Source organism: Microbacterium sp. LKL04 (genome assembly GCF_900102005.1).
Classification (GTDB): Bacteria; Actinomycetota; Actinomycetes; order Actinomycetales; family Microbacteriaceae; genus Microbacterium.
Map to the genome: position 1 here is coordinate 352,920 of NZ_LT627736.1, position 20,584 is coordinate 373,503.

Consider the following 20,584-nt stretch of genomic DNA (forward strand, 5'->3'; position numbering starts at 1 on the left):
TTCGCCGTGACGGTCCCCGCCGTCGTCCTCGTCATCGTGCTCGCGGTCTCGGCCCTCTCGGTGGGCGCGCGCCAGGTGCGGCTGGAACATGCTGCGGCGCAGGCAGCGCGCCTCGCGGCACGCGAGGAGTCGCCTGACCGGGTGCAGGCCGCGGCATCCGCTCTCGCTTCGGGTGCCACGGTGCAGACTCGGCGAGAGGGAGATCTGGTCTGCGCGGATCTGTCGGCAGGTGTCGGGGTTCCGCTGCCGCTGCCGGACCTGCGGGCGACATCGTGTGCGCTCGCCGCGCCGGAGGGCGACTGATGGCCGGGACGGCGACGACGGTCGGAGTCCTCGTGGTCACGGCGACCCTCGCCGTCGGTTTCCTGACCGCGGGTGCGGCCGCATCCACCGCGGCCCGTGCATCCGGTGCCGCGGATGCTGCGGCGCTTGCGGCCGCCGACACCGCGTCGGGACTCGTGCCGGGCGAGCCGTGCGATCAGGCGGCGGCGGTCGCGGGTCGGGTCGGCGCGTCGGTGAGCGCGTGTCGCCTCGACGGACTGGTCGCGACCGTCGAGGTCTCCATCGCCTTCGGTGCGTGGGACGCGAGGGCCCGTGCACGCGCGGGGCCTCCGCCGGGGTGAGCGTCGCGACGGCCACCCCTCTCAGCGCACTCTTGACAACGCGGTGTGTATGGTGTGCAACGAAGAAAGGACGCCACGTGGCACAGGGCAAGAAGCTCGTCATCGTCGAGTCTCCGACGAAGATGCGCTCGATCCAGGGATACCTGGGTGACGGATACGAGGTCATGAGTTCGGTCGGACACATCCGCGACCTCGCCGACAAGAAGGACATCCCCGCGGATCTGAAGAAGACCTCCGTCGGGAAGTACTCCATCGACATCGAGAACGACTTCACCCCTCTATATGTGGAGAGCGACCGCGGCAAGAAGACGGTCAGCGAGCTCAAGCGGGCGTTGAAGGGAGCGGACGAACTCCTCCTCGCCACTGATGAGGACCGCGAAGGCGAAGCCATCGCGTGGCACCTGCTCGAGACCCTGAAGCCCAAGGTCCCCGTCAAGCGGATGGTCTTCCACGAGATCACGAAGGACGCCATCCAGGCCGCGGTGAAGAACACCCGCGAGCTCGACCACGCCCTCGTCGACGCGCAGGAGACCCGCCGCATCCTCGACCGCCTCTACGGCTGGGACGTCTCCGACGTCACCCGCCGCAAGGTCGGCCAGGGCACGAGCGCCGGCCGCGTGCAGTCCGCCGCGACCCGCATGGTCGTCGAGCGCGAACGCGAGCGCATGGCGTTCGTCTCCGCTTCGTACTGGGACGTCGACTCCACCGCGGTGAAGGGATCGGATGCCTTCGCCGTCCGTCTCGCCCGCCTCGACGGCGCACCGCTTGCCCGCGGCACCGACTTCGACGACACCGGCTCCCTGAAGAAGGCCGTCGTCGTCTTCACCGAGGACCAGGCGCGCGAGCTGGCCGCAGCGCTCGAGGCGTCGGCTGCGGCATCCGTCGTCAGCGTCGAGGCCAAGCCCGGCACGCGCAGCCCCAAGCCGCCCTTCACGACCTCGACCCTCCAGCAGGAGGCCGGTCGCAAGCTCTCGATGAGCGCCAAGCACGCCATGGGCGTCGCTCAGCGGCTCTACGAGAAGGGCTACATCACCTATATGCGCACCGACTCGACCGCGCTGTCGGCGCAGGCGGTCACAGCCGCGCGCACGCAGGCGGTCGCGCTCTACGGCGACAAGGCCGTGCCCGCGAACCCGCGCAGCTACCGCAACAACGCCAAGAACGCGCAGGAGGCGCACGAGGCGATCCGTCCCTCGGGCGAGCACTTCCGCACGCCCAAGGAGGTCACCTCGGGCCTCGACCGGGACGAACTGCGCCTGTACGAGCTGATCTGGAAGCGCACCGTCGCCAGCCAGATGGCCGACGCGAAGTACGAGACCACGACCGTCACGATCGACGCGGATGCCGCCGGTCAGACCGCGACGTTCACGGCATCCGGCACCGTCTACACCTTCAAGGGCTTCCTGGAGGCCTACGAGGAGGGGCGCGACGAGAAGCGCCACGACAACGACCGGACCGACGACCAGTCGCTGCCCGCGCTCGCCGTCGGAGACGCCCTGACGCTGACCGATGTCGAGCCGAAGGGTCACGCGACGAGCCCGAAGCCCCGCTACACCGAGGCCTCGCTCGTCAAGGCGCTCGAAGAGCGCGGCATCGGACGCCCGTCGACCTTCGCGAGCATCATCGACGTGATCCTCGACCGCGGCTACGTGTCCAAGCGCGGCCAGGCGCTCGTGCCGAGCTGGCTCGCCTTCAGCATCGTGCGTCTGCTCGAGGAGCACTTCGCCGACCTCGTCGACTACGACTTCACAGCCGCTCTCGAGGACGACCTCGACGCGATCGCCCGCGGCGAGCAGAACCGCGCCGCCTGGCTGCGCGAGTTCTACTTCGGCTCCGAGGGCCACGTGGGTCTGCGCAACATCGTCGACAACCTCGGCGGCATCGACGCCCGCGAGATCAACTCGACGAAGATCGGCGACGTCGCGGTCCTGCGGTTCGGTCGCTACGGACCGTACCTCGAGGTGCCGGGCGACGACCCCGAGACCCCCCGACGCATCAACGTCCCCGAGGACCTCGCGCCCGACGAACTGACCCCCGAGAAGGCGCGTGAGCTCATCGATGCTCCCGTCGGCGGCGACCGCGTGCTCGGACAGAACCCCGACAACGGCCGCGACGTCGTCATCAAGGACGGTCGGTTCGGTCCGTACCTCGAAGAGGTGCTCCCCGAGGAGGAGGCACCGGCCGAAGAGGTCAAGGCCAAGCGCGGTGCGAAGAAGGCGGTCGCGCCGAAGCCCAAGCGCGCGTCGCTGTTCAAGAGCATGTCGCCCGAGACGATCGATCTCGAGACGGCGCTGAAACTCCTGTCGCTGCCGCGCGAAGTGGGGGCCGACCCCGAGTCGGGCACCGTCATCACGGCGCAGAACGGTCCGTACGGTCCCTACATCAAGAAGGGCACCGACTCGCGCAGCATCGCGAGCGAGGACATGATCTTCGACATCACCCTCGAACAGGCCCTCGAGATCTATTCGCAGCCCAAATACGCCAACCGCGCCGCCACCTCCCTCAAGGAGTTCGAGGCCGATCCGGTCAGCGGCAAGCCGATCCGCATCAAGGACGGCCGCTTCGGCGCCTACGTCACCGACGGGACGACCAACGTCACGATCCCGCGCGGGCAGACCGCGGACGACATCACGTTCGAGGTCGCCGTGCAGATGCTGGCCGACAAGCGGGCGAAGGGTCCGGCGCCCAAGCGCACGACCCGCAAGCCCGCCGCGCGCAAGCCGGCGGCGAAGAAGAAGTGACCTCCGGGCTCTGGATCACCCTCGAGGGTGGCGACGGGTCGGGCAAGACGACGCAGGCGGCCCTGCTGGAGCAGTGGCTCCGTCAGCAGGGCCGCAGCGTCGTCCGCACGCGCGAACCCGGCGGCACCGAGGTGGGTGTGCTGATCCGCGACATCGTGCTGCATCACCGCGGCGACATCGCCCCGCGCGCCGAGGCTCTCCTGTACGCCGCGGACCGCGCGCACCACGTCGCCACGCACGTGCGACCGGCCCTCGCCCGCGGCGAGATCGTCATCCAGGACCGTTACCTCGACAGCTCGGTCGCCTACCAGGGCGCCGGGCGCGTGCTCGACGGCGGCGAGATCCGAGACCTGTCGCTGTGGGCCGCCGAGGGCGCGCTGCCTGACGTCACCGTCCTGCTCGACGTCGACCCCGCGACCGCTCGGGATCGGTTGGATGCCGCCGACAAGCCGTTCGACCGGCTGGAAGCCGAGAAGAGCGCGTTCCACGAACGAGTGCGCGCAGCCTTCCTCGCGTTGGCGGATGCCGAGCCGGAGCGCTTCCTCGTCGTCGACGCGACGCAGCCCATCGAGGTGATCGCCGCCGCGATCCGCGCGCGAGTGGACGAGCGTCTGTCCACACGCTCGTCCTGAGCGTCGCCGCCACCTCGTAGGCTGAACCGCATGACCGCCACCACCGTCGACGCGCTCCCGTGGGGCGAGGTCTGGGGCCAGGACGAGGCCGTCGCTCAGTTGCGGGCCGCGGCATCCGACCCCTCGCAGCTCGCCCACGCGTGGCTCATCACCGGCCCGCCCGGATCGGGACGCTCGACCCTCGCCTACGCCTTCGCGGCGGCGCTCATCGCCGAGCCCGGCGACGAGAACGCGATGCGCCAGGTCATGGCCCGCACGCACCCCGATCTCGCGGCTCTGCGTACCGAAGGCGTCATCATCTCGATCAAGGACGCGCGCTCGCTCGTCGAGCGGTCCTATTTCTCGCCGTCGCTCGGCCGCTACCGGGTGATGGTCATGGAGGACGCCGACCGCATGGTCGAGCGCACGAGCAACGTCCTGCTGAAGGCGCTCGAGGAGCCGCCCGAGCAGACCGTGTGGATCCTGTGCGCGCCCAGCGACGCGGACCTCCTGCCCACGATCCGCTCCCGCGTGCGGGTCCTCCGGCTGCGGGAGCCCGACGTCGCCGATGTCGCGCGACTCATCGTGCAGCGGACCGGGGTCGACGAGGGGGTGGCGGAGCAGTCGGCGCGGCTCGCTCAGCGCCACATCGGCATGGCGCAGCGACTGGCGACGGATGCCGCGTCGCGACAACGCCGCGAACGGACCCTTCGAGGTGTCCTCGGGGTCCGCGGCGTCGGCGACGCGGTCGAGATCGCGGCCACGATCGTGCAGTCCGCGACCGAGGATGCCAAGGCGCTGACAGCCGAACGCGATGAGAGCGAGCGCGACGCGCTGCTGCGGACCCTCGGCGTCCCGCCGGGAAGCGCCGTGCCCCCCGCCGTGCGAAGCCAGGTCAGTGCCCTGGAGGACGAGCAGAAGCGCCGCGCGACGCGCAGCCTCCGCGACGGGATCGACCGGGTGCTGACCGACCTCGAGTCGTTGTACCGCGACACGCTCATGCGCCAGTTCGGGCGCGACACCGAGCTCATCAACCGCGAGCTGACGGCCGAGATCGAATCCCTGGCGACGGCGTGGACTCCGCAGCACACCCTGACGGTGCTCGACGCGATCGCGCTCACGCGCACCAACCTGCAGGGCAACGCGGCACCCGCCCTCGCGCTCGAGAGCATGCTCATCACCGTCGCGACGGGACGCACCCCGTGACCCGCGGAGTGTGGCATCGCGCCGCTGCTGCGGTCCTCGCCGTCGGCGTAGCCGTCGCCCTGGTCGCCGGCTGCACACCGAAGCGGTCGTCCGACGACCGGCCGGCCCCGCATCGCACGCCGGTGACCCAGGGCGCCCCGGCCGGCTTCGAGACGTACTACGGCCAGAAGGTCGACTGGGAGAGCTGCCGCGGGGTCGGCGACGGCGATTACCAGTGCGCTCAGATCACCGCCCCGAAGGACTGGTCGGATGCCGGTGGGGGAGACATCGAGCTCTCCGTGATCGTCCACCTCGCGTCGAGCGGCACGGCCAAGGGGTCGCTCTTCGTGAATCCCGGTGGCCCGGGCGCGAGCGGCGTCGATCTGGTGCAGCAGGCGGCGAGCTTCGCCGTGGGGGACGAGTTGCTCGACAGTTACGACGTCGTGGGCTTCGACCCGCGCGGCGTCGGGCGCTCGACGGCGGTCCGATGCCTGGATGCCGCGGCGATGGACCGGTACCTGTTCGCCATCCCGTCGGCGCCCCGAGGGACGCCCGAGCGGACGGCGGAGCAGCAGTCGTCGGCGGAGTCCTTCGCTCGTGCGTGCGACTCCAACAGTGACGGTCTGCTGCCCTACGTCACGACGGAGAACGCCGCGCGCGACCTCGATCTCCTGCGCGGCGTCCTCGGCGACGAGAAGCTCTCCTACCTCGGGTACTCCTATGGTTCTTTCCTCGGCGCGACCTACGCGGACCTGTTCCCGAAGAACGTCGGCCGGGTCGTCCTCGACGGCGGGCTCGACCCGTCGATCCCGAGCGCGATCGTCGGCGCCCGCCAGGCAGCCGGATTCCAATCGGCGTTCGACGCCTACCTCGCCAGCTGTCTCACGGGGTCGGACTGCCCCTTCAGCGGGACAGAGGCGAACGCCCGGCAGCAGATGGGTGACGCACTCGCCGCGGTCGACGCCAGCCCGCTGACGGCGAGCGATGGACGGAAGCTGGGAGCCGATTCCCTCGTCACCGGCATCGTCTCGGCGCTCTACAGCGAGGGCAACTGGTCATCGCTGTCGTCGGCCATCACGGGGGTCCTCGAAGGCGACGCGGACGAGATGTTCGAGCTCGTCGACCGGTACTACAACCGGTACGACGGGCAGTACCTCGACAACTCGACCGAGGCATTCTCGGCGTACAACTGCATGGACTACCCCGCCGACCCGGCCGATGTCGTGGACGACGCGAACGCCGAGGTGGCGGCGAAGGCGCCGACCTTCGCGCCGTACTGGGCCTCCGACGCGAGCCTCTGCGACGCGTGGCCGTACCCGCCGACCGGCTCTCGCAACGAGATCCACGCGGAGGGTGCCGCCCCGATCCTCGTCATCGGCACGACCAACGACCCCGCAACCCCGTACGAGTGGTCTGCCGCTCTCGCGAAGCAGCTGAGCTCCGGCATCCTGCTCACTCGTGTGGGGGAGGGGCACACGGGCTTCAACAAGGGGAACGCGTGCATCGACGACGCCGTCGTGGCGTACTTCGAGGACGACAGGGTGCCGGACGGAGACCTCCGATGCGAGGCACCGTGAGGCCGGCGTTCGCAGCATGGCTCCGGACCCTGTAGGATCGATGATCGTGCAACGCGCGAGCGAAGCGCGCCACCTTAGCTCAGACGGCAGAGCGATTCACTCGTAATGAATAGGTCAAGGGTTCGATTCCCTTAGGTGGCTCCAGAACAGAGGACACACGGGTGACACAGGCCCTCGATGCGATTCTCGAGATCTTCACGTGGGTCGGATTCGGCGCGGCGGCGGGCTTCGGTGTCGTCGCCGTCGTCGTGTGGGCATCCGACGGTAGCTGGCTCCCCGCCGAGGCGTACCTCGACGATGACGGGCGCACGCTGCGCTGGATCGACAGCGAGGGCGAGGTCAATTCGGCTCCTCTCGCCGACGAGGATCGCGACCGCCTCGCCGACGAGCCCGCCGCGAACATCTGGTACCGGCACGGCTGGCACGACCGGATGAGATTCACCCGCCGACCGCCGGTCCTGCGGCTTCTCACCGGATTGGCGGTCGGCGGAGCGGCCCTCGGGCTTCTCGCATCGGCACTCTCGCTCGTCGCGTACTTCGTCCGCGTCGCACCGTCCTGACGGCCGTATTGCTGAAAAAGCGTATATCTAGCTAATCTAGGTATATGTCTCCTGCATCGACGCCCTCCCGCTGGTTGCGCATCGCGCTCCCGCTCGTCCTCGTCGTCATCTGGCTGGCCGGCGGGTCCATCGGTGGACCGTATTTCGGCAAGGTCGACGAGGTCTCGACGAACGACCAGTCGAGCTTCCTGCCGCAGAGTGCGGAGTCGACGCAGGTGCAGGAGCGACTCGGCGACTTCCTCGGCGGTGACGCGATTCCCGCCCTCGTGGTCTTCGATGCCGATGGCGCCCTCGCCCGGACGCAGCTGGAGGGCGTGCAGGCCGTCGCCGACCAGCTCGGCGAGCTGGAAGGCGTGCAGGAGGTGTCTCCCGCGATCCCGTCGGAGGACGGCGAAGCGGCCCAGGTCGTGGTCTCGATTGACGCCTCGGGGGAGGTGACCGACGTCGTCGGCGAGATCCGCGACCTCGTCGCCGCCGACGCACCCGACGGGCTGAGCGCATGGGTGACCGGTCCCGCAGGCTTCACGGCGGACCTCGCGACCGGGTTCACCGGCATCGACGGTCTCCTGCTGCTCGTCGCGCTCGGCGCCGTGTTCGTCATCCTCGTGATCGTCTACCGGTCGCCGCTCCTGCCGATCCTCGTCCTGTTGACCTCGGTGTTCGCCCTGTGCGTCGCGCTTCTGAGCGTCTGGTGGCTCGCCAAGGCGGAGATCCTCGTCCTCAACGGGCAGGTGCAGGGCATTCTCTTCATCCTCGTGATCGGTGCCGCCACCGACTACGCCCTCTTGTACGTCGCCCGGTTCCGCGAGGCGATCGGAGCGGGGCGGAAGAGATGGGATGCCGCGACCACCGCCTGGAAGGGCGCGGTCGAACCGATCCTCGCATCGGGCGGAACCGTCATCGCAGGTCTGCTGTGCCTGCTGCTCAGTGACCTGGCGAGCAATCGCGCGCTCGGCCCCATCGCCTCGATCGGCATCGCGTTCGCGATGCTGTCGGCGCTCACCTTCCTCCCGGCCCTCCTCGCCCTCGTCGGGCGGGCGGCGTTCTGGCCGTTCATCCCCACGACCGGCATGACCGAGCTCCCCGCCGACCTGACGCAGCCGACACGCGGCATGTGGGCGAAGCTCGCGCGTTTCGTCGCGCGCCGCGCGCGGATCGTCTGGATCCTCTCGACGGTGGTGCTGCTGGCGGCATCCGTCGCTGTCACGCAGTTGAAGGCCGACGGCGTTCCCGCGAGCGAGCTCGTCCTCGGTGCGTCGCAGGCGCGCGACGGGCAGGCCGTGCTCGCCGAGCACTTCCCCGCCGGGTCCGGAAGCCCGCTGTACGTGATCGTCCCGGAGGGCGAGGCGCCCGACGCCGTGGACCTGGTCGCGGACCAGGCGGGTATCGATTCGGTGGCCATCGTCTCGGCCGACGCACCGGCCGGTCAGGCGGACGCCGCCGTCGAGGGCGGCGCGCTGGTCCTCACCGCGCAGGGCCCTCCCGGCACTCCCGCACCGGCGCCGACGGTCGACGGCGGTGACGTCATGCTCGTCGCGACCCTGTCCGACGCCGCCGATTCCCTCGCCGCCGAGGACACGGTCCGCGACCTGCGCGCGGCGGTCTCAGGCACGACGCTCGACGCCGTCGTGGGTGGCACGACCGCGGTGGACCTCGACACCAACGACACGTCCATCCGCGACCGGACGGTCATCATCCCGGTGATCCTCGTGGTCGTCCTGCTGATCCTGATGCTGCTGCTCAGGTCGATCCTCGCTCCGGTGCTGTTGATCGTCAGTGTGATCGTGTCGTTCGCGGCGGCGCTCGGCGTCAGCGCCCTCGTCTTCAACGAGGTGTTCGGCTTCCCCGGCGGCGACCCCGCGGTACCGCTCTACGGTTTCGTGTTCCTCGTCGCGCTCGGCATCGACTACAACATCTTCCTCATGTCGCGTGTGCGGGAGGAGTCGATCCATCACGGCACGCGGCGCGGCATCCTCCGCGGCCTCGTCGCGACGGGCGGGGTGATCACCTCGGCGGGTCTCGTGCTCGCGGCCACGTTCGCGGCGCTCGGGGTCATCCAGATCCTGTTCCTGGTGCAGCTCGCCTTCATCGTCGCGTTCGGCGTCCTGCTCGACACATTCATCGTGCGGTCGCTCCTCGTGCCCGCGCTCGCCTACGACATCGGCAAGAAGATCTGGTGGCCGTCGAAGCTCTCGCGCGTCGACGACTGATCAGCGGGAGCGCCGCCGTGCGACGAGCGCCGCAACGACGCGCCACCCCACGAGCATCAGGAGCAGGACGGACGCCGCGACGATGACGAAGGCGACCTGCACGCCCTGACCGGTCACGGCGCGGAGGATCATCCCGCCCGCGACCGTGACGATCCAGACGGGGATGCCGGTACGGACGACCGCCCGCGGCGCCCGCCACGCGAGCGAGAGCAGCCAGCCGAGGACGAGCGCGGCCACGAAGGGGCCGGCCGTCGTCGCGAGCCCCGCCATCGGCGCTTCGTCGTGACTCGCCCGTCCGATCGCCGCGAAGATCACCACGAGGACGACGTCGATGCCGAACGCCGCGAGGATCTGGCCGGTGGGGGGAGCGGAGCGGTCGGGGGAGGCCATTCCGTCAGGGTAGTCGCGCCGGCTGCGCGCACCAGCGGCCCACCCGTCGTACTCTCGACTCATGACTCGAGCGCTGTTCATCGTCGATGTGCAGAACGATTTCACGGAGGGTGGCGCCCTGGGCGTCGACGGAGGTGACGCGGTCGCCGCGGCGGTCACCGCGCACCTGCACGCCCACGCCGCCGACTACGACGTGATCGTCGCCTCGCGCGACTGGCACGACGGCGAGGGCGACAACGGCGGCCACTTCTCGGCCACGCCGGACTTCGTCGACTCCTGGCCGGTGCACTGCGTCGCCGGTACCTCTGGGGCCGACTACGACCCGGGCCTCGACACGAGCTCTGTCACCCATCACGTGAAGAAGGGGCAGGGGATCCCCGCGTACTCCCTGTTCGAAGGCGTGACGGATGCCGGTGAGACGGTCGCCGACATCCTCACGGCGCACGGGGTCGTCGAAGTCGACGTCACCGGCATCGCCACGGATCACTGCGTGCGCGCGTCGGCTCTCGACGCCATCGCGCACGGGCGTCGCGTCCGCATCCTCACCGACCTGATCGCCGGTGTCGCACCCGCGCCGAGTGAATCCGCTCTCGCCGAGCTCGCCCACGCCGGAGCTGAGCTCGCCGTGTCGGCTGACGATCACGACGGAACCCCGTGACCCGTCAGGCACCCGCCGGGTGGTACGCCGATCCGGGCGAGCCCGGTCAGCTGCGCTGGTGGGACGGTACCGACTGGGCCACGGACACGGTCGCGCCGCAGAACGCGGCTGCGACTCCGGCTCCGGCTTCGGCTCCCGCGCCGGCTCCGCAGGCAGACGCGCCCGCGCCGGCCTCGCGGCTGCGCCCGGGCACGGTGTGGATCTGGCTGGCGATCCTGGCGTCCGTCCTTCCGCTGTACTCGGGGGTGTTCTTCGACGCGGCATCCCTCGCCCGTATCGACGGACTCACGCCCTCGGGCGGCATCGCGGCGGGGCTCGTTCTCCTCGTCGCCGTGGATCTGGTGCTCGTCGCGATCGCCGTCCTGTTCGCCTGGCTCGACCGCCGGGCGCTCCGTCGGCGCGGGATCGACGCGCCGTTCGCGTGGGGCTGGGCGGCGCTCGCCTTCGTGGCCACGCTGGGCGTCTACGTCGTCGGACGCTCGGTCGTCGTGCGTCGGCGCACGGGCCGGGGGCTCGCTCCGCTCTGGGGCTGGCTGGCCGCGACCCTGCTCGGTCTCGTCGTCTTCGCGGCGTGGGTGACGGTGTTCTCCGACGCGGCGTGGACCGCGGTGACGACCGCGCGCTGATCTTCACGCGATGGTCACCTGGGGTTCATCGCCCTCGGGCCTCGCCGCCCGACCATGGGTGAATGAGTCGTCCCCGCATCCTCTCGCTCTACGAAGGCCTATTCGCCGGCGGTGCCCGCGTGCTGCACACGAACGTCATCACGGGACTCCACGTCGACGGGGCGCACGAGCATTCCGTGCTGTCGATCGCCTCGCAGGCACGCCGTGAGGGCGCGCTGCAGCCGATGACCGACGATCCGCGGTACCGATGGCTGCGCGAGGCGGGCATCGAGGTGTCCGACCTCGGACGCGAAGCAGGAGTGGTCGCCCCCGCGCCGGAGAGCTTCACGGCAGCGGAGCTCGAGATCGCCGCGGACGCCGTCGCCCGCGCCGATGTGATCCTCACCCTGAAGGAACAGCCCCTCGGGCTCCTGCTCGCGCTCGACGCGCGAGGCCTGCTGCCCGACGTGCCCATCGCCGCGTGCCTGCACCGGTCGGACCCGACGCACTCGGGCGCCGCGGTTCGCTGGCTGGGGGAGCTGGCGGCATCCGGTCGTCTCACGTCGACCATCTCGTGCGCCGAATCGACCAGCGACGCCTACGCGCGGTTCCTCACGCCCGCCGTCGACCGATTCGTGATCCCGAACGGGGTCGACCTCGCGCGCTACCGCCCCAAGCCGTACGAGCGGATGCCGCTGCGCACCCAGCTCGGCATCGCCGGGGCCGCTCCGGTCGTCGTCTTCGCGGCCCGTTTCGATGCGATGAAGGATCCCGGGCTCTTCCTCCGCGCCGTCGCATCGCATGCGCGGCGGGACGCCCGCGCGCAGTACGTCATGTGCGGTGCCGGGATGACGGCCGACAACACGGCGCTGACCGCCGCGATCACCGAGGCGGGGGCACCCGCCGATCGCATCCACCGGCTCGGGATCCGTGACGACATGCCGCGCGTCTATCGCAGCGCCGACATCGTCGCGCTCACGAGCGCGTTCGGCGAGGCGTCGCCGCTGTGCCTCATCGAGGGCGCGGCATGCGGAGCGACGCCGGTGACGACCGCCGTCGGCGACGCGGCGCAGGTCGTGTCGGGGATCGGACTCGTCACCCCGCACGACGCCGACGCCATCGCGGGCGCATGGGCGAAGGTCATCGCGCGCCGGCCGGACTACCGTGCCGCCGCGTTGGCCGCGCGTCACCGGGTCGGGTCGGGGCGGATGCTCGATGCCTATCGAGGCGCGATCGACGGACTCGCAGAGCGCGCCGACGTGGCCGCCTGAGGCACTCCACCTCGTCACACATCGACGGCGGGGTGTCAACCGGCATCCCATCACTCGCAGCCCCGGCGAGAGTTGACGTGTGCCTCACCTCGACGACACCGGCCCCGGTCAGGATCTCCGCAGCTATGCGCCGATCGGCGACGGGCGAACGATCGCGCTGATCGGACTGCGTGGCCAGATCGACTGGATGCCGATCCCCGGCATCGACGACCTGCCGATCTTCGGGCGGCTGCTCGACGACGACGCGGGCGGCTGCATCGAGCTCGAGCCGGTGGAGGAGTACGAGGTGCGTCGGCGATACCTGCCCCGCACGAACGTCCTCGTCACGACGTTCATGACGGCGTCGGGCAAAGCGACCGTGACCGACGCGCTCGTGACGGGCGTCGCGGGGCGGCTCCCGTGGGCGGAGCTCGCGCGACGGGTGGACGGCGTCGAAGGCGAGGTCGCCTTCCGGTGGCGGGTGCAGCCGGGGACGTCGCTGAAGACCGCCGCGCCCTGGCACGACCGCGCGAACGAGCGCAGCATCCTGCGCTCCGGACTCACGACGATCGGCGTCACGGGGCGGGACTACGGTCCGGAGCCCGCCGCCTCGTCAGACGGCATCGCGACGGGGCTCGCAGGCGGCTTCACGACGTCGCAGGGGAGCCGGCATCTGCTGATCGTCGTCGGGACGCACGACGAGCCGATCCACTTCCCCAACCCCGACAACGTCGATCGCGGCATCGATCGCACGATCGAGGCGTGGCGCGCGTGGTCCCGGGAGTTCTCGTACGACGGCCCCTGGGCGAACGACGTTCAGCGCAGCGCGCTCATGCTCAAGATGCTGATCCACAGCCCGACGGGTGCGATCGCCGCGGCGGCCACCACGTCTCTGCCGGAGGACCTGACCGGCGGCAAGAACTGGGACTACCGGCTCGCGTGGGTGCGCGACCTCGCCTACACGGTCGACGCGCTCATCGGATTCGGCCTGCGGGAGGAGACCCACGCGGCGATCTCGTGGCTGCTGCGGACGATCCGCCGGCACGGCCCGGAACTGCACGTCATGTACACCCTCGACGGCGAACTCGACGGACACGTCACGACCTACGACGTCCCCGGCTGGCGCGGCGTCGGTCCGGTCGTGACCGGCAATCCGGCCCGGGAGCAGGTCCAGCTCGGCGTCTACGGCGACCTGTTCGCGATCTGCCGCGCGTACGTCGAGGCCGGGAACGCCCTCGACGTCGAGACGGGGCGGATGCTCTCGATGTACGCCGACAAGGTGTGCGATTCGTGGCGGAACCCCGATTCGGGCATGTGGGAGCTCCCCGAGGAGCGGCACTACACCTCGTCGAAAATGGGGTGCTGGCAGGCGCTCAACGACGCCGTCGCTCTCGCCGAGCTCGGCCAGATCCCGGGCAGCAGCGAGCGATGGGCTGCCGAGGCGGCGCTCGTCCGCACCTGGGTCGACGAGCACGGCTGGTCGGAGTCCCGCGGCGCGTACGTCATGGCGCAGGGCAGCCGCGACCTCGACGCGTCGGTCCTGCTGCACTCGCTGAGCGGGTTCGACCGCGGCGAGCGGATGTCGCGCACGATCGATGCGCTGACGGGAGAGCTCGGCGAGGGGCCGCACCTGTTCCGCTACACCGGCATGCGCGACGAGGAGGCCACGTTCGTCGCCTGCAGCTTCTGGCGTGCCGCCGCGCTCGTGTGCGTCGGACGACACGACGAGGGCATCGCGGCGATGAACGAGCTCGTCGCCGCCGGGAACGATGTCGGCATGTACGCCGAAATGATCGACCCCGAAGACGGCGCATTCCTCGGCAACCTGCCGCAGGCGCTCAGCCACCTCGCCCTCATCCGCGCGGCACTCACGATCCGCGACCTGGTCGGCGACGACGCCGACGGTCGTTGACGACCACCAGACCACCAATGAAGAAGGAGAGCACGATGGCACGCGACCAGTACACGTTCACGAATCCGGTGGAGCTCTACTCGGAGATCCAGCCTCAGAAGGGCTACCAGAGCGAGCCCGGCCTCGACGCCGATCTCGCCCCGAAGGCCGATCTCGGCGAGGACACCTACCGTGGCTCCGGCCGGCTGACGGGTCGGAAGGCCCTCATCACGGGCGGCGACTCCGGTATCGGAGCGGCGACCGCGATCGCCTTCGCCCGCGAGGGCGCCGACGTCGCGTTGTCGTATCTTCCGGAGGAGGAGGAGGACGCGCAGCGCATCGCAGGCATCCTCCGCGAGGCCGGCGCGACTGTCCTCACCTTCCCGGGCGACCTGAGGCAGAAGGACTACTGCGTCGAGCTCGTCTCGAAGACTGTCGAGGCGCTCGGCGGTCTCGACATCGTCGTCAACAACGGCGGCAAGCAGATCTTCAACAAGGATCTGACGACGCTCGACGACCAGCAGTTCGACGACACGTTCACGACGAACGTCGACGCGATGTTCTGGATCACCAAGGCGGCACTGCCGCACCTGCCCGCGGGCGCGACGATCATCAACACGACGTCGATCCAGGCGTACTCGCCGTCCGAGACCCTCGTCGACTACGCCTCGACCAAGGCGACGATCAACGCCTTCACGAAGGCGCTCGCGCAGCAGCTGGCGCCGAAGGGCATCCGGGTCAACGCGGTCGCCCCGGGCCCCATCTGGACACCGCTACAGGTGTCGGACGGTCAGCCCCAGGAGAAGATCGAGTCGTTCGGCGAGGAGACCCCGCTCGGACGCATGGGCCAGCCCGCCGAGCTCGCGCCCGCGTACGTGTTCCTCGCCTCCGCCGAGTCGAGCTACGTCCTCGGCGAGACGCTGAACGTCAACGGCGGGATGCCGACCCCCTGACGATCGCATGGCGAAGGCCCCGGCGCACACGCACCGGGGCCTTCGTCGCGTTCGGGTCAGGCGCCCACGAGCTCCTTGTCTGCGGACTTCGCGCGCTTCCGTGCCACGACTTTGCTTCGGATCGAGAACACCAGCACCGCCGCGAGCAACGCGTACAGGGTGATCGTGATGGGTCCGTGCACGAGGACGGTGAAGTCGCCGTTGGTGCTCATCGCGGCATCCCGCAGGCTCGTCTCGGCCAGCGGGCCGAGGACCATCCCGATGATGAGCGGGGCGAGCGGGAAGTCGAGCGCTCGCATCAGGAAGCCCAGCAGTCCGATGGCCAGCAGCATCACCAGGTCGAAGGTCGACCCCGATGTGGCATAGATTCCGAGCCCGCAGAAGAGCGTGATGCCGGCGTACAGGTACGGGCGCGGGATCAGCAGGAGTTTCGCCCACAGCATCGCGAACGGCAGGTTCAGGATGAGGAGGACGACCATCGCGATGAAGAAGCTCGCCAGCAGCGCCCAGACCAGGTCGGGGGCGCGGTCGAACAGCAGGGGGCCGGGCTGCAGACCGTACTGGCGGAAGGCGGCGAGCATGATCGCGGCGGTCGCCGAGATCGGGAGGCCGAGGGCGAGGAGAGCGCCCATCGCCATGCCGGTGGTCGAGTTGCCGGCCGCCTCGGGGGCGGCGAGACCGCGGATGGCTCCCTTGCCGAACATGGGGTTCTTGCGCCGCTTGTCGAGGCGCTTCTCTAGGCCGTAGGCCAGGAACGTCGGGATCTCCGACCCGCCCGCGGGGACCACGCCGAACGGAAGGCCGATGGCGGTGCCGCGCAGCCAGGCGGGCGCCGCCTCCTTCAGCTCTCGGCGGCTCAGCCACGGGCGACCCGTGGGCTTGATGAGCGCCTTGTCCGTCATGTGCCGCTCGAGGCAGGCGACGTAGATGACCTCGCCGAGGGCGAGGATGGCGACCGTGACCGTCACGAGCGAGATGCCGTCGAACAGGTTCGGCGAGTCGAGCGTGAACCGCGGTGCGCCAGAGACGCCGTCGATGCCGATGACGGCGATCCCGAGACCGATGAACAGCGACGTCAGACCCTTGATCGCGCTGTCGGCGACGACCGACGACGTCGCCGCGAAGGCGAAGACGGCGAGGGCGAAGAACTCGGCCGGACCGAACCGACTCGAGAAGTCGGCGAGGGCCGGGGCGACGAACACGACGACGATCGAGGCGACCATTCCTCCGATGAAGGCGCCGATGGCGGCCGTGGCGAGGGCCTGGGCGGCGCGGCCGTTGAGCGCCATCTTGTGCCCCTCGAACGTCGAGGCGATGGCGGATGCCTGCCCCGGCGTGTTCATGAGGATGCCCATCGTCGAATCGCCGAACAGGCCGCCGAAGTAGACGCCCGCGAACATGATGAACGCCGCGGTCGGGTCGAGCGAGAAGGTGATCGGAAGCAGCAAAGCGACCGCCATGGACGACCCGAGGCCGGGGAGGACTCCGACGGCGGTGCCGAGGAGGCATCCGATCAGGACCCACAGCAGGTTCGCGGGGGTGAGGGCGCCGGCGAATCCTTCGCCGAGAAGTGTCAGGACGTCCATGTCAGAACCCTCCGAGGATGCCCGACGGGAGGGGCATCCCGAGGGCCATGTCGAAACCGATGTAGGCGAGCGAGCTCAGCGTGAGCCCCACGATGAGGCTCTGCAGCCACTTCGTCGAGCCGAACGCGCGCGCGACGCACCAGAACAGCAGGCCCGCCGCGATGATCCAGCCGAGGAACTCGAGCAGGAAGGCGAAGGCGAGGAACGACAGGACCACCCATGCGAACGAGCGGATGTCGACGCGGACGGGCTTCGCTGCGGGTTCCTCGCTCGCCGCCTCGGCGCGCGCCGCCTCGATCTCGGCGGTGAGGGCGTCGGGCGTCGCGCGGATCTCGCGGATCGCGCCGACGGCGAGGGTGGCGGCGAAGATGTAGAGGCCGGCCGCGATGATGCCGGGGAAGAACTGCGGCCCGGGGAACGCCGTGCCCTCGGGTACGCGCATGGTGACGATGCCGACGACGAGGTAGGTGGCGAAGGCGACGAGGATCACCGGCATCGTAAGGCCCTTGAGGAGGGCCGCGGCACCGGGCCCGGAGACCAGCCGTAGGCGCTGGCCGACGACGGCGGACGCCGAGGTGGGGTTGGCGGGGAAGGTCACAGGCCCATCTCCTCGTAGAGGGCGCGGATGCGCGTCTCCTCGTCCTTCAGGAACGTGTCGAGCTCGTCGCCCGTGATGATGCGTTCGGTCCAGTAGTAACGGTCCATCGCGTCAGCCCACTCGGGGGTCGCGACGCTGTCGAGGACGAGCTGCGTGAGTGCCTCGCGCTCGCTGTCCTCGAGACCGGACGGCGCCGAGAGCGAGCGCCAGTTCGTCAGCGAGACGTCGTAGCCCTGCTCGGCGGCGGTCGGGATGTCGATCCCGTCGACGGGCTCCTTCGCCACGAGGGCGAGGGCGCGCAGACGTCCCGCCTCGATCTGGTCGATGTTGTCGGGGTAACCGCCGGCGGCGGCCTTCGCGGTGCCGTTGAGGAGCGCCTGGATCGCCTCGCCGCCGCCGTCGGAGGAGATGTAGGTGGTGTCCACCGGCTCGATGCCGGCAGAGAGCGCGAGGTCGGTGACGACGAGCTGGTCGAACGAGCCGCCGCCGGTCCAGGGGAGGGCCTTCGGGTCCTCCTTCCAGCCCTGCACGAGGTCGTCGAGCGTCTCGTAAGGGGAGTCGGCCGGGACGACGATGACGTCGTACTCCTCGACGACCACCGCGAGCGGGGTGACGTCGTCGAGGGTCGCGGCGGAGTTGAACTGGATCGTGGCGGCCAGGAGACCCGTGCCGCCCACGAGCATGTTGTTCGCCTGGCCCTCGAGGACCGAGACGTTGCCGAGGGCGATCGTGCCGCCGGCACCCGGCATGTTCACGACCTGCACGTTGTTCACGAGACCGTTGGCCTTCTGCGCCTGCTGGAGTTCACGGGCGACGCCGTCCCAGCCTCCGCCGGCGGCGGCGGGGGCGACGATCGTCATCGACGCGTTGATGTCGCTGCCGGTGCTCGCCGAGGCGATCGACCCGGCGGCCGCGGTTCCGATCGCGGCGGCGGCGATGACACCGCCGACCACGCGGCCGACCACGGTGCGGCGCCTGCTCGGCGGCGGTGCAGGGGTATCTGTCTGGGTCATCATTGCTCCATTCGCGCGGACATCGTCGTCTCCGCGAGATCGAAATAGGATGACAGCGCGCGGTGCGGCAGCGGCATCCTTCGGCTTTTGTTCTCTTAAACGCTCACGCACCGTGCATGGACGGGAGTGGTGAACGATGGCGTCTCCGCGGCGGCCCCGCGTGCTCCGGCTCGCGCTGCTCGTCCTGCCCTCGGTGGTGACGCTCGCCGCGCTGTCGGCGACGGTCGCGGTCGCGATGACGGTGCAGGAGCGCACGATCCGCGAGGCGACGGCCGAGCGGGTCATGGCCGTCGCCCGGAGCCTCGCGGATCTCGCCGAGGTCCGGACGACCCTGACGACGGTGACGGATGCCGGTCGCCCGGGCGATCTCGCCGACGCCGCCGATCTCGCCGCGGCGACGACGGCGCTGCAGCCGCTCGCCGAGCTCGTCGTCGAGTCCGCGGGCGTCTACTACGTCGTCATCACCGACGACGAGGGCGTCCGCATCACGCATCCGCTCGCCTCCGAGCGCGGCGTGCAGGTCGAGACCACGAACGGGCCCGTGCTGGAGGGTGGGACGTTCCTCGGCACCGAGCGGGGCGCCTCGGGGCCGTCGCTGCGTGCGAAGGTGCCGGTGCGGGACGACGGCGGCGTCGTGGTCGGCATGGTCGCCGTCGGTGTGCTGGAGTCGAGTATCGCGGCGGACCGGGACGCCGCGCTCGGCGCACTGCTGCCGTGGGGGATCGGCGCGCTCGTCGTCGCGTCGCTCGCGAGTTCCGCGCTGACGACCGCGGTCGAGCGCAGGTTCCGGCGGGCGGATGCGGTCGCTGCGGAGAACGCGCAGATGCGGCGGACGACCGCCGCCCTCCGCGAGCAGGCGCACGAGTTCGGCACGCGACTGCACGTCGTCCACGGGCTCGTCTCGCACGGCGACACGGCAGCGGCGCTCGGCTACATCGAGGAGGTCGCCCCGGTGCGCACCGCGGCCGGCGCCGAGGACGCTGGAGAACCCGTCGCCGCCGCGACCGTGCACGCCGTGCGTGCCGAGCTGCTGGAACTCGGCGCGCAGGCCGAGTTCGACCTCGCGCTCGACGGCGACCTCGACGACGGTGCCGTGTCGGTCGTCGCGAACCTGTGCCGCAATGCGGGCGAGGCCGGCGCGCGGCGGGTGCGCTGCGTGCTGCGCGAGGCCGAGGGTCGCCTCATCGGGGCCGTCGACGACGACGGTCCGGGGGTGGATCCGGCCGTCATCGGTCGCATCTTCGGCCAGGGGTTCTCGACGAAGACGGACCCGTCGGGCTTCGGGCGGGGGTACGGCCTCGATACCGTGCGGCGCACGGTGGCATCCCGCGGCGGCACGATCGAGGTCGGTTCGTCCGCGCTCGGCGGTGCGCGTTTCGCCTTCGAGATGGAGCGCGTGTGAGCGGGCAGGCGATCCGTGTGCTGGTCGTCGATGATGACCGGGGCGCGCGCGCCCTGCACTGCCGATTCGTCGACGGCGTGCCCGGGTTCGTCGTCGCAGGATCCGCCGGCACGGGGCGGGAAGCCCTCGCCCAGGGCTCCTCGGGGGTCGACCTCGTCCTGCTCGACATGCGCCTGCCCGACATCAGCGGAGTTGAGGTGCTGCACCGGCTGCGGACGGTCGCGGACGGTGGACCGGACGTCCTCGTGATCAGTTCGTCGCAGGATCAGACGACCGTCCGTCAGGCGCTCGCCGGTCGGGTCGTCGGGTACCTCGTGAAGCCGTTCACCGAGCCCGCGCTGCGGGAGCGACTCGAGCGGTATCGCGAGGAGCGCGACGCGAGAGCGGATGCCGGGCGCGAGCGTCCGCTCGCACAGGCGGAGATCGATCGGCTGCTGGCGACCGGCGGCATCCGCACCGTCACGGCGCCTGCCCGCGGGGCTCGGGCATTGCCGAAGGGACTCGCCGCCCCGACGCTGGAACGCGTGCTGACCGCGCTCGATGCCGGGGCCGGGCGGTCCGTCGCCGAGGTCGCCGCGTCGTGCGACCTGTCGCGGGCGACCGCACACCGGTACCTGACGCACCTGGCCGAATCCGGCGCGATCGCCGTGTCGCACCGTTACGGCAAGCGGGGACGCCCGGAGGTGCTGTACCGCCTCGCTCCCGGGTGAGGTCGAGGGGCCACCGTGGCC

The 20,584-nt window shown here is 70.4% G+C and carries 19 protein-coding genes and 1 tRNA gene; 16 read left to right on the forward strand and 4 right to left on the reverse strand.

Annotation, left to right across the window (positions count from 1 at the left end):
* Positions 1-6 precede the first annotated feature (6 nt).
* The 9 genes from BLP38_RS01735 (at position 7) to BLP38_RS01775 (ending at position 9,507) form a co-directional block, all read left to right on the forward strand.
* A complete protein-coding gene (locus BLP38_RS01735) occupies positions 7-303 on the forward strand; it encodes a TadE family type IV pilus minor pilin (protein ID WP_091359422.1) in 297 nt (98 codons plus the stop codon).
* Positions 303-623, forward strand: coding sequence for an Rv3654c family TadE-like protein (locus tag BLP38_RS01740; RefSeq protein WP_091352048.1), 321 nt, complete (start codon positions 303-305; stop codon positions 621-623). The genes BLP38_RS01735 and BLP38_RS01740 overlap by 1 nt, the downstream gene beginning before the upstream one ends.
* Before the next feature lie 77 nt (positions 624-700).
* Positions 701-3,364, forward strand: a complete 2,664-nt coding sequence (gene topA / locus BLP38_RS01745; protein ID WP_091352050.1) for a type I DNA topoisomerase — start codon at positions 701-703, stop codon at positions 3,362-3,364.
* The gene (gene tmk, locus BLP38_RS01750; RefSeq protein ID WP_091352052.1) at positions 3,361-3,996 is read left to right on the forward strand and encodes a dTMP kinase; all 636 of its coding nucleotides are present in this window, start codon (positions 3,361-3,363) and stop codon (positions 3,994-3,996) included. The genes topA and tmk overlap by 4 nt, the downstream gene beginning before the upstream one ends.
* 30 nt (positions 3,997-4,026) lie before the next feature.
* Positions 4,027-5,181, forward strand: a complete 1,155-nt coding sequence (locus BLP38_RS01755; protein WP_091352054.1) for a DNA polymerase III subunit delta' — start codon at positions 4,027-4,029, stop codon at positions 5,179-5,181.
* On the forward strand, positions 5,178-6,737 hold the full coding sequence (locus BLP38_RS01760; RefSeq protein ID WP_091352056.1) for an alpha/beta hydrolase: 1,560 nt from the start codon (positions 5,178-5,180) through the stop codon (positions 6,735-6,737). The genes BLP38_RS01755 and BLP38_RS01760 overlap by 4 nt, the downstream gene beginning before the upstream one ends.
* Positions 6,738-6,805: 68 nt before the next feature.
* Positions 6,806-6,881: transfer RNA gene (locus tag BLP38_RS01765), tRNA-Thr, on the forward strand.
* Between the two features lie 17 nt (positions 6,882-6,898).
* Complete coding sequence (locus BLP38_RS01770; protein ID WP_091352058.1) at positions 6,899-7,297, forward strand: hypothetical protein; 399 nt, start codon at positions 6,899-6,901, stop codon at positions 7,295-7,297.
* A 44-nt stretch (positions 7,298-7,341) separates the two neighbouring features.
* On the forward strand, positions 7,342-9,507 hold the full coding sequence (locus tag BLP38_RS01775; RefSeq protein WP_091352060.1) for an MMPL family transporter: 2,166 nt from the start codon (positions 7,342-7,344) through the stop codon (positions 9,505-9,507).
* On the opposite strand, the gene BLP38_RS01780 is transcribed toward BLP38_RS01775, so the two are convergent.
* Positions 9,508-9,897, reverse strand: a complete 390-nt coding sequence (locus BLP38_RS01780) for a DUF3054 domain-containing protein (RefSeq protein ID WP_091352062.1) — start codon at positions 9,895-9,897, stop codon at positions 9,508-9,510.
* Positions 9,898-9,958: 61 nt separating this feature from the next.
* Between BLP38_RS01780 and BLP38_RS01785 the strand changes: the two genes are divergently transcribed.
* The 5 genes from BLP38_RS01785 to BLP38_RS01805 all read left to right on the forward strand — a co-directional run bounded on the left by BLP38_RS01785 (position 9,959) and on the right by BLP38_RS01805 (position 15,254).
* Positions 9,959-10,555: an isochorismatase family protein gene (locus BLP38_RS01785; protein WP_091352064.1), complete on the forward strand. Its 597-nt coding sequence runs from the start codon at positions 9,959-9,961 to the stop codon at positions 10,553-10,555.
* Positions 10,552-11,181 carry a DUF2510 domain-containing protein gene (locus BLP38_RS01790; RefSeq protein WP_091352066.1) on the forward strand — a complete coding sequence of 210 codons (630 nt, stop codon included), beginning with the start codon at positions 10,552-10,554 and terminating at the stop codon, positions 11,179-11,181. Before BLP38_RS01785 ends, BLP38_RS01790 begins: the two co-directional genes overlap by 4 nt.
* A 62-nt stretch (positions 11,182-11,243) precedes the next feature.
* On the forward strand, positions 11,244-12,431 hold the full coding sequence (locus BLP38_RS01795; RefSeq protein WP_091352069.1) for a glycosyltransferase: 1,188 nt from the start codon (positions 11,244-11,246) through the stop codon (positions 12,429-12,431).
* Positions 12,432-12,510: 79 nt separating this feature from the next.
* Complete coding sequence (locus BLP38_RS01800; protein WP_091352071.1) at positions 12,511-14,322, forward strand: glycoside hydrolase family 15 protein; 1,812 nt, start codon at positions 12,511-12,513, stop codon at positions 14,320-14,322.
* Between the two features lie 35 nt (positions 14,323-14,357).
* Complete coding sequence (locus BLP38_RS01805) at positions 14,358-15,254, forward strand: SDR family oxidoreductase (protein ID WP_091359425.1); 897 nt, start codon at positions 14,358-14,360, stop codon at positions 15,252-15,254.
* A 56-nt stretch (positions 15,255-15,310) separates the two neighbouring features.
* Here BLP38_RS01805 and BLP38_RS01810 read toward each other — a convergent pair whose 3' ends face one another.
* From BLP38_RS01810 to BLP38_RS01820, 3 genes are read right to left on the reverse strand one after another with little or no spacing between them, the layout of a single operon-like run.
* Positions 15,311-16,840: a tripartite tricarboxylate transporter permease gene (locus BLP38_RS01810; protein WP_091352073.1), complete on the reverse strand. Its 1,530-nt coding sequence runs from the start codon at positions 16,838-16,840 to the stop codon at positions 15,311-15,313.
* Position 16,841: 1 nt separating this feature from the next.
* Positions 16,842-17,438, reverse strand: coding sequence for a tripartite tricarboxylate transporter TctB family protein (locus tag BLP38_RS01815; protein ID WP_091352075.1), 597 nt, complete (start codon positions 17,436-17,438; stop codon positions 16,842-16,844).
* On the reverse strand, positions 17,435-18,451 hold the full coding sequence (locus BLP38_RS01820; protein WP_091359428.1) for a tripartite tricarboxylate transporter substrate binding protein: 1,017 nt from the start codon (positions 18,449-18,451) through the stop codon (positions 17,435-17,437). The genes BLP38_RS01815 and BLP38_RS01820 overlap by 4 nt, the downstream gene beginning before the upstream one ends.
* A 136-nt stretch (positions 18,452-18,587) precedes the next feature.
* Here BLP38_RS01820 and BLP38_RS01825 point away from each other — a divergent pair, with 136 nt between their 5' ends.
* Together BLP38_RS01825 and BLP38_RS01830 are read left to right on the forward strand one after the other, a co-directional pair.
* Positions 18,588-19,853 carry an ATP-binding protein gene (locus tag BLP38_RS01825; RefSeq protein WP_091352077.1) on the forward strand — a complete coding sequence of 422 codons (1,266 nt, stop codon included), beginning with the start codon at positions 18,588-18,590 and terminating at the stop codon, positions 19,851-19,853.
* Positions 19,850-20,563, forward strand: a complete 714-nt coding sequence (locus BLP38_RS01830) for a response regulator (protein WP_091352079.1) — start codon at positions 19,850-19,852, stop codon at positions 20,561-20,563. Before BLP38_RS01825 ends, BLP38_RS01830 begins: the two co-directional genes overlap by 4 nt.
* The last annotated feature ends 21 nt before the right edge of the window (positions 20,564-20,584 follow it).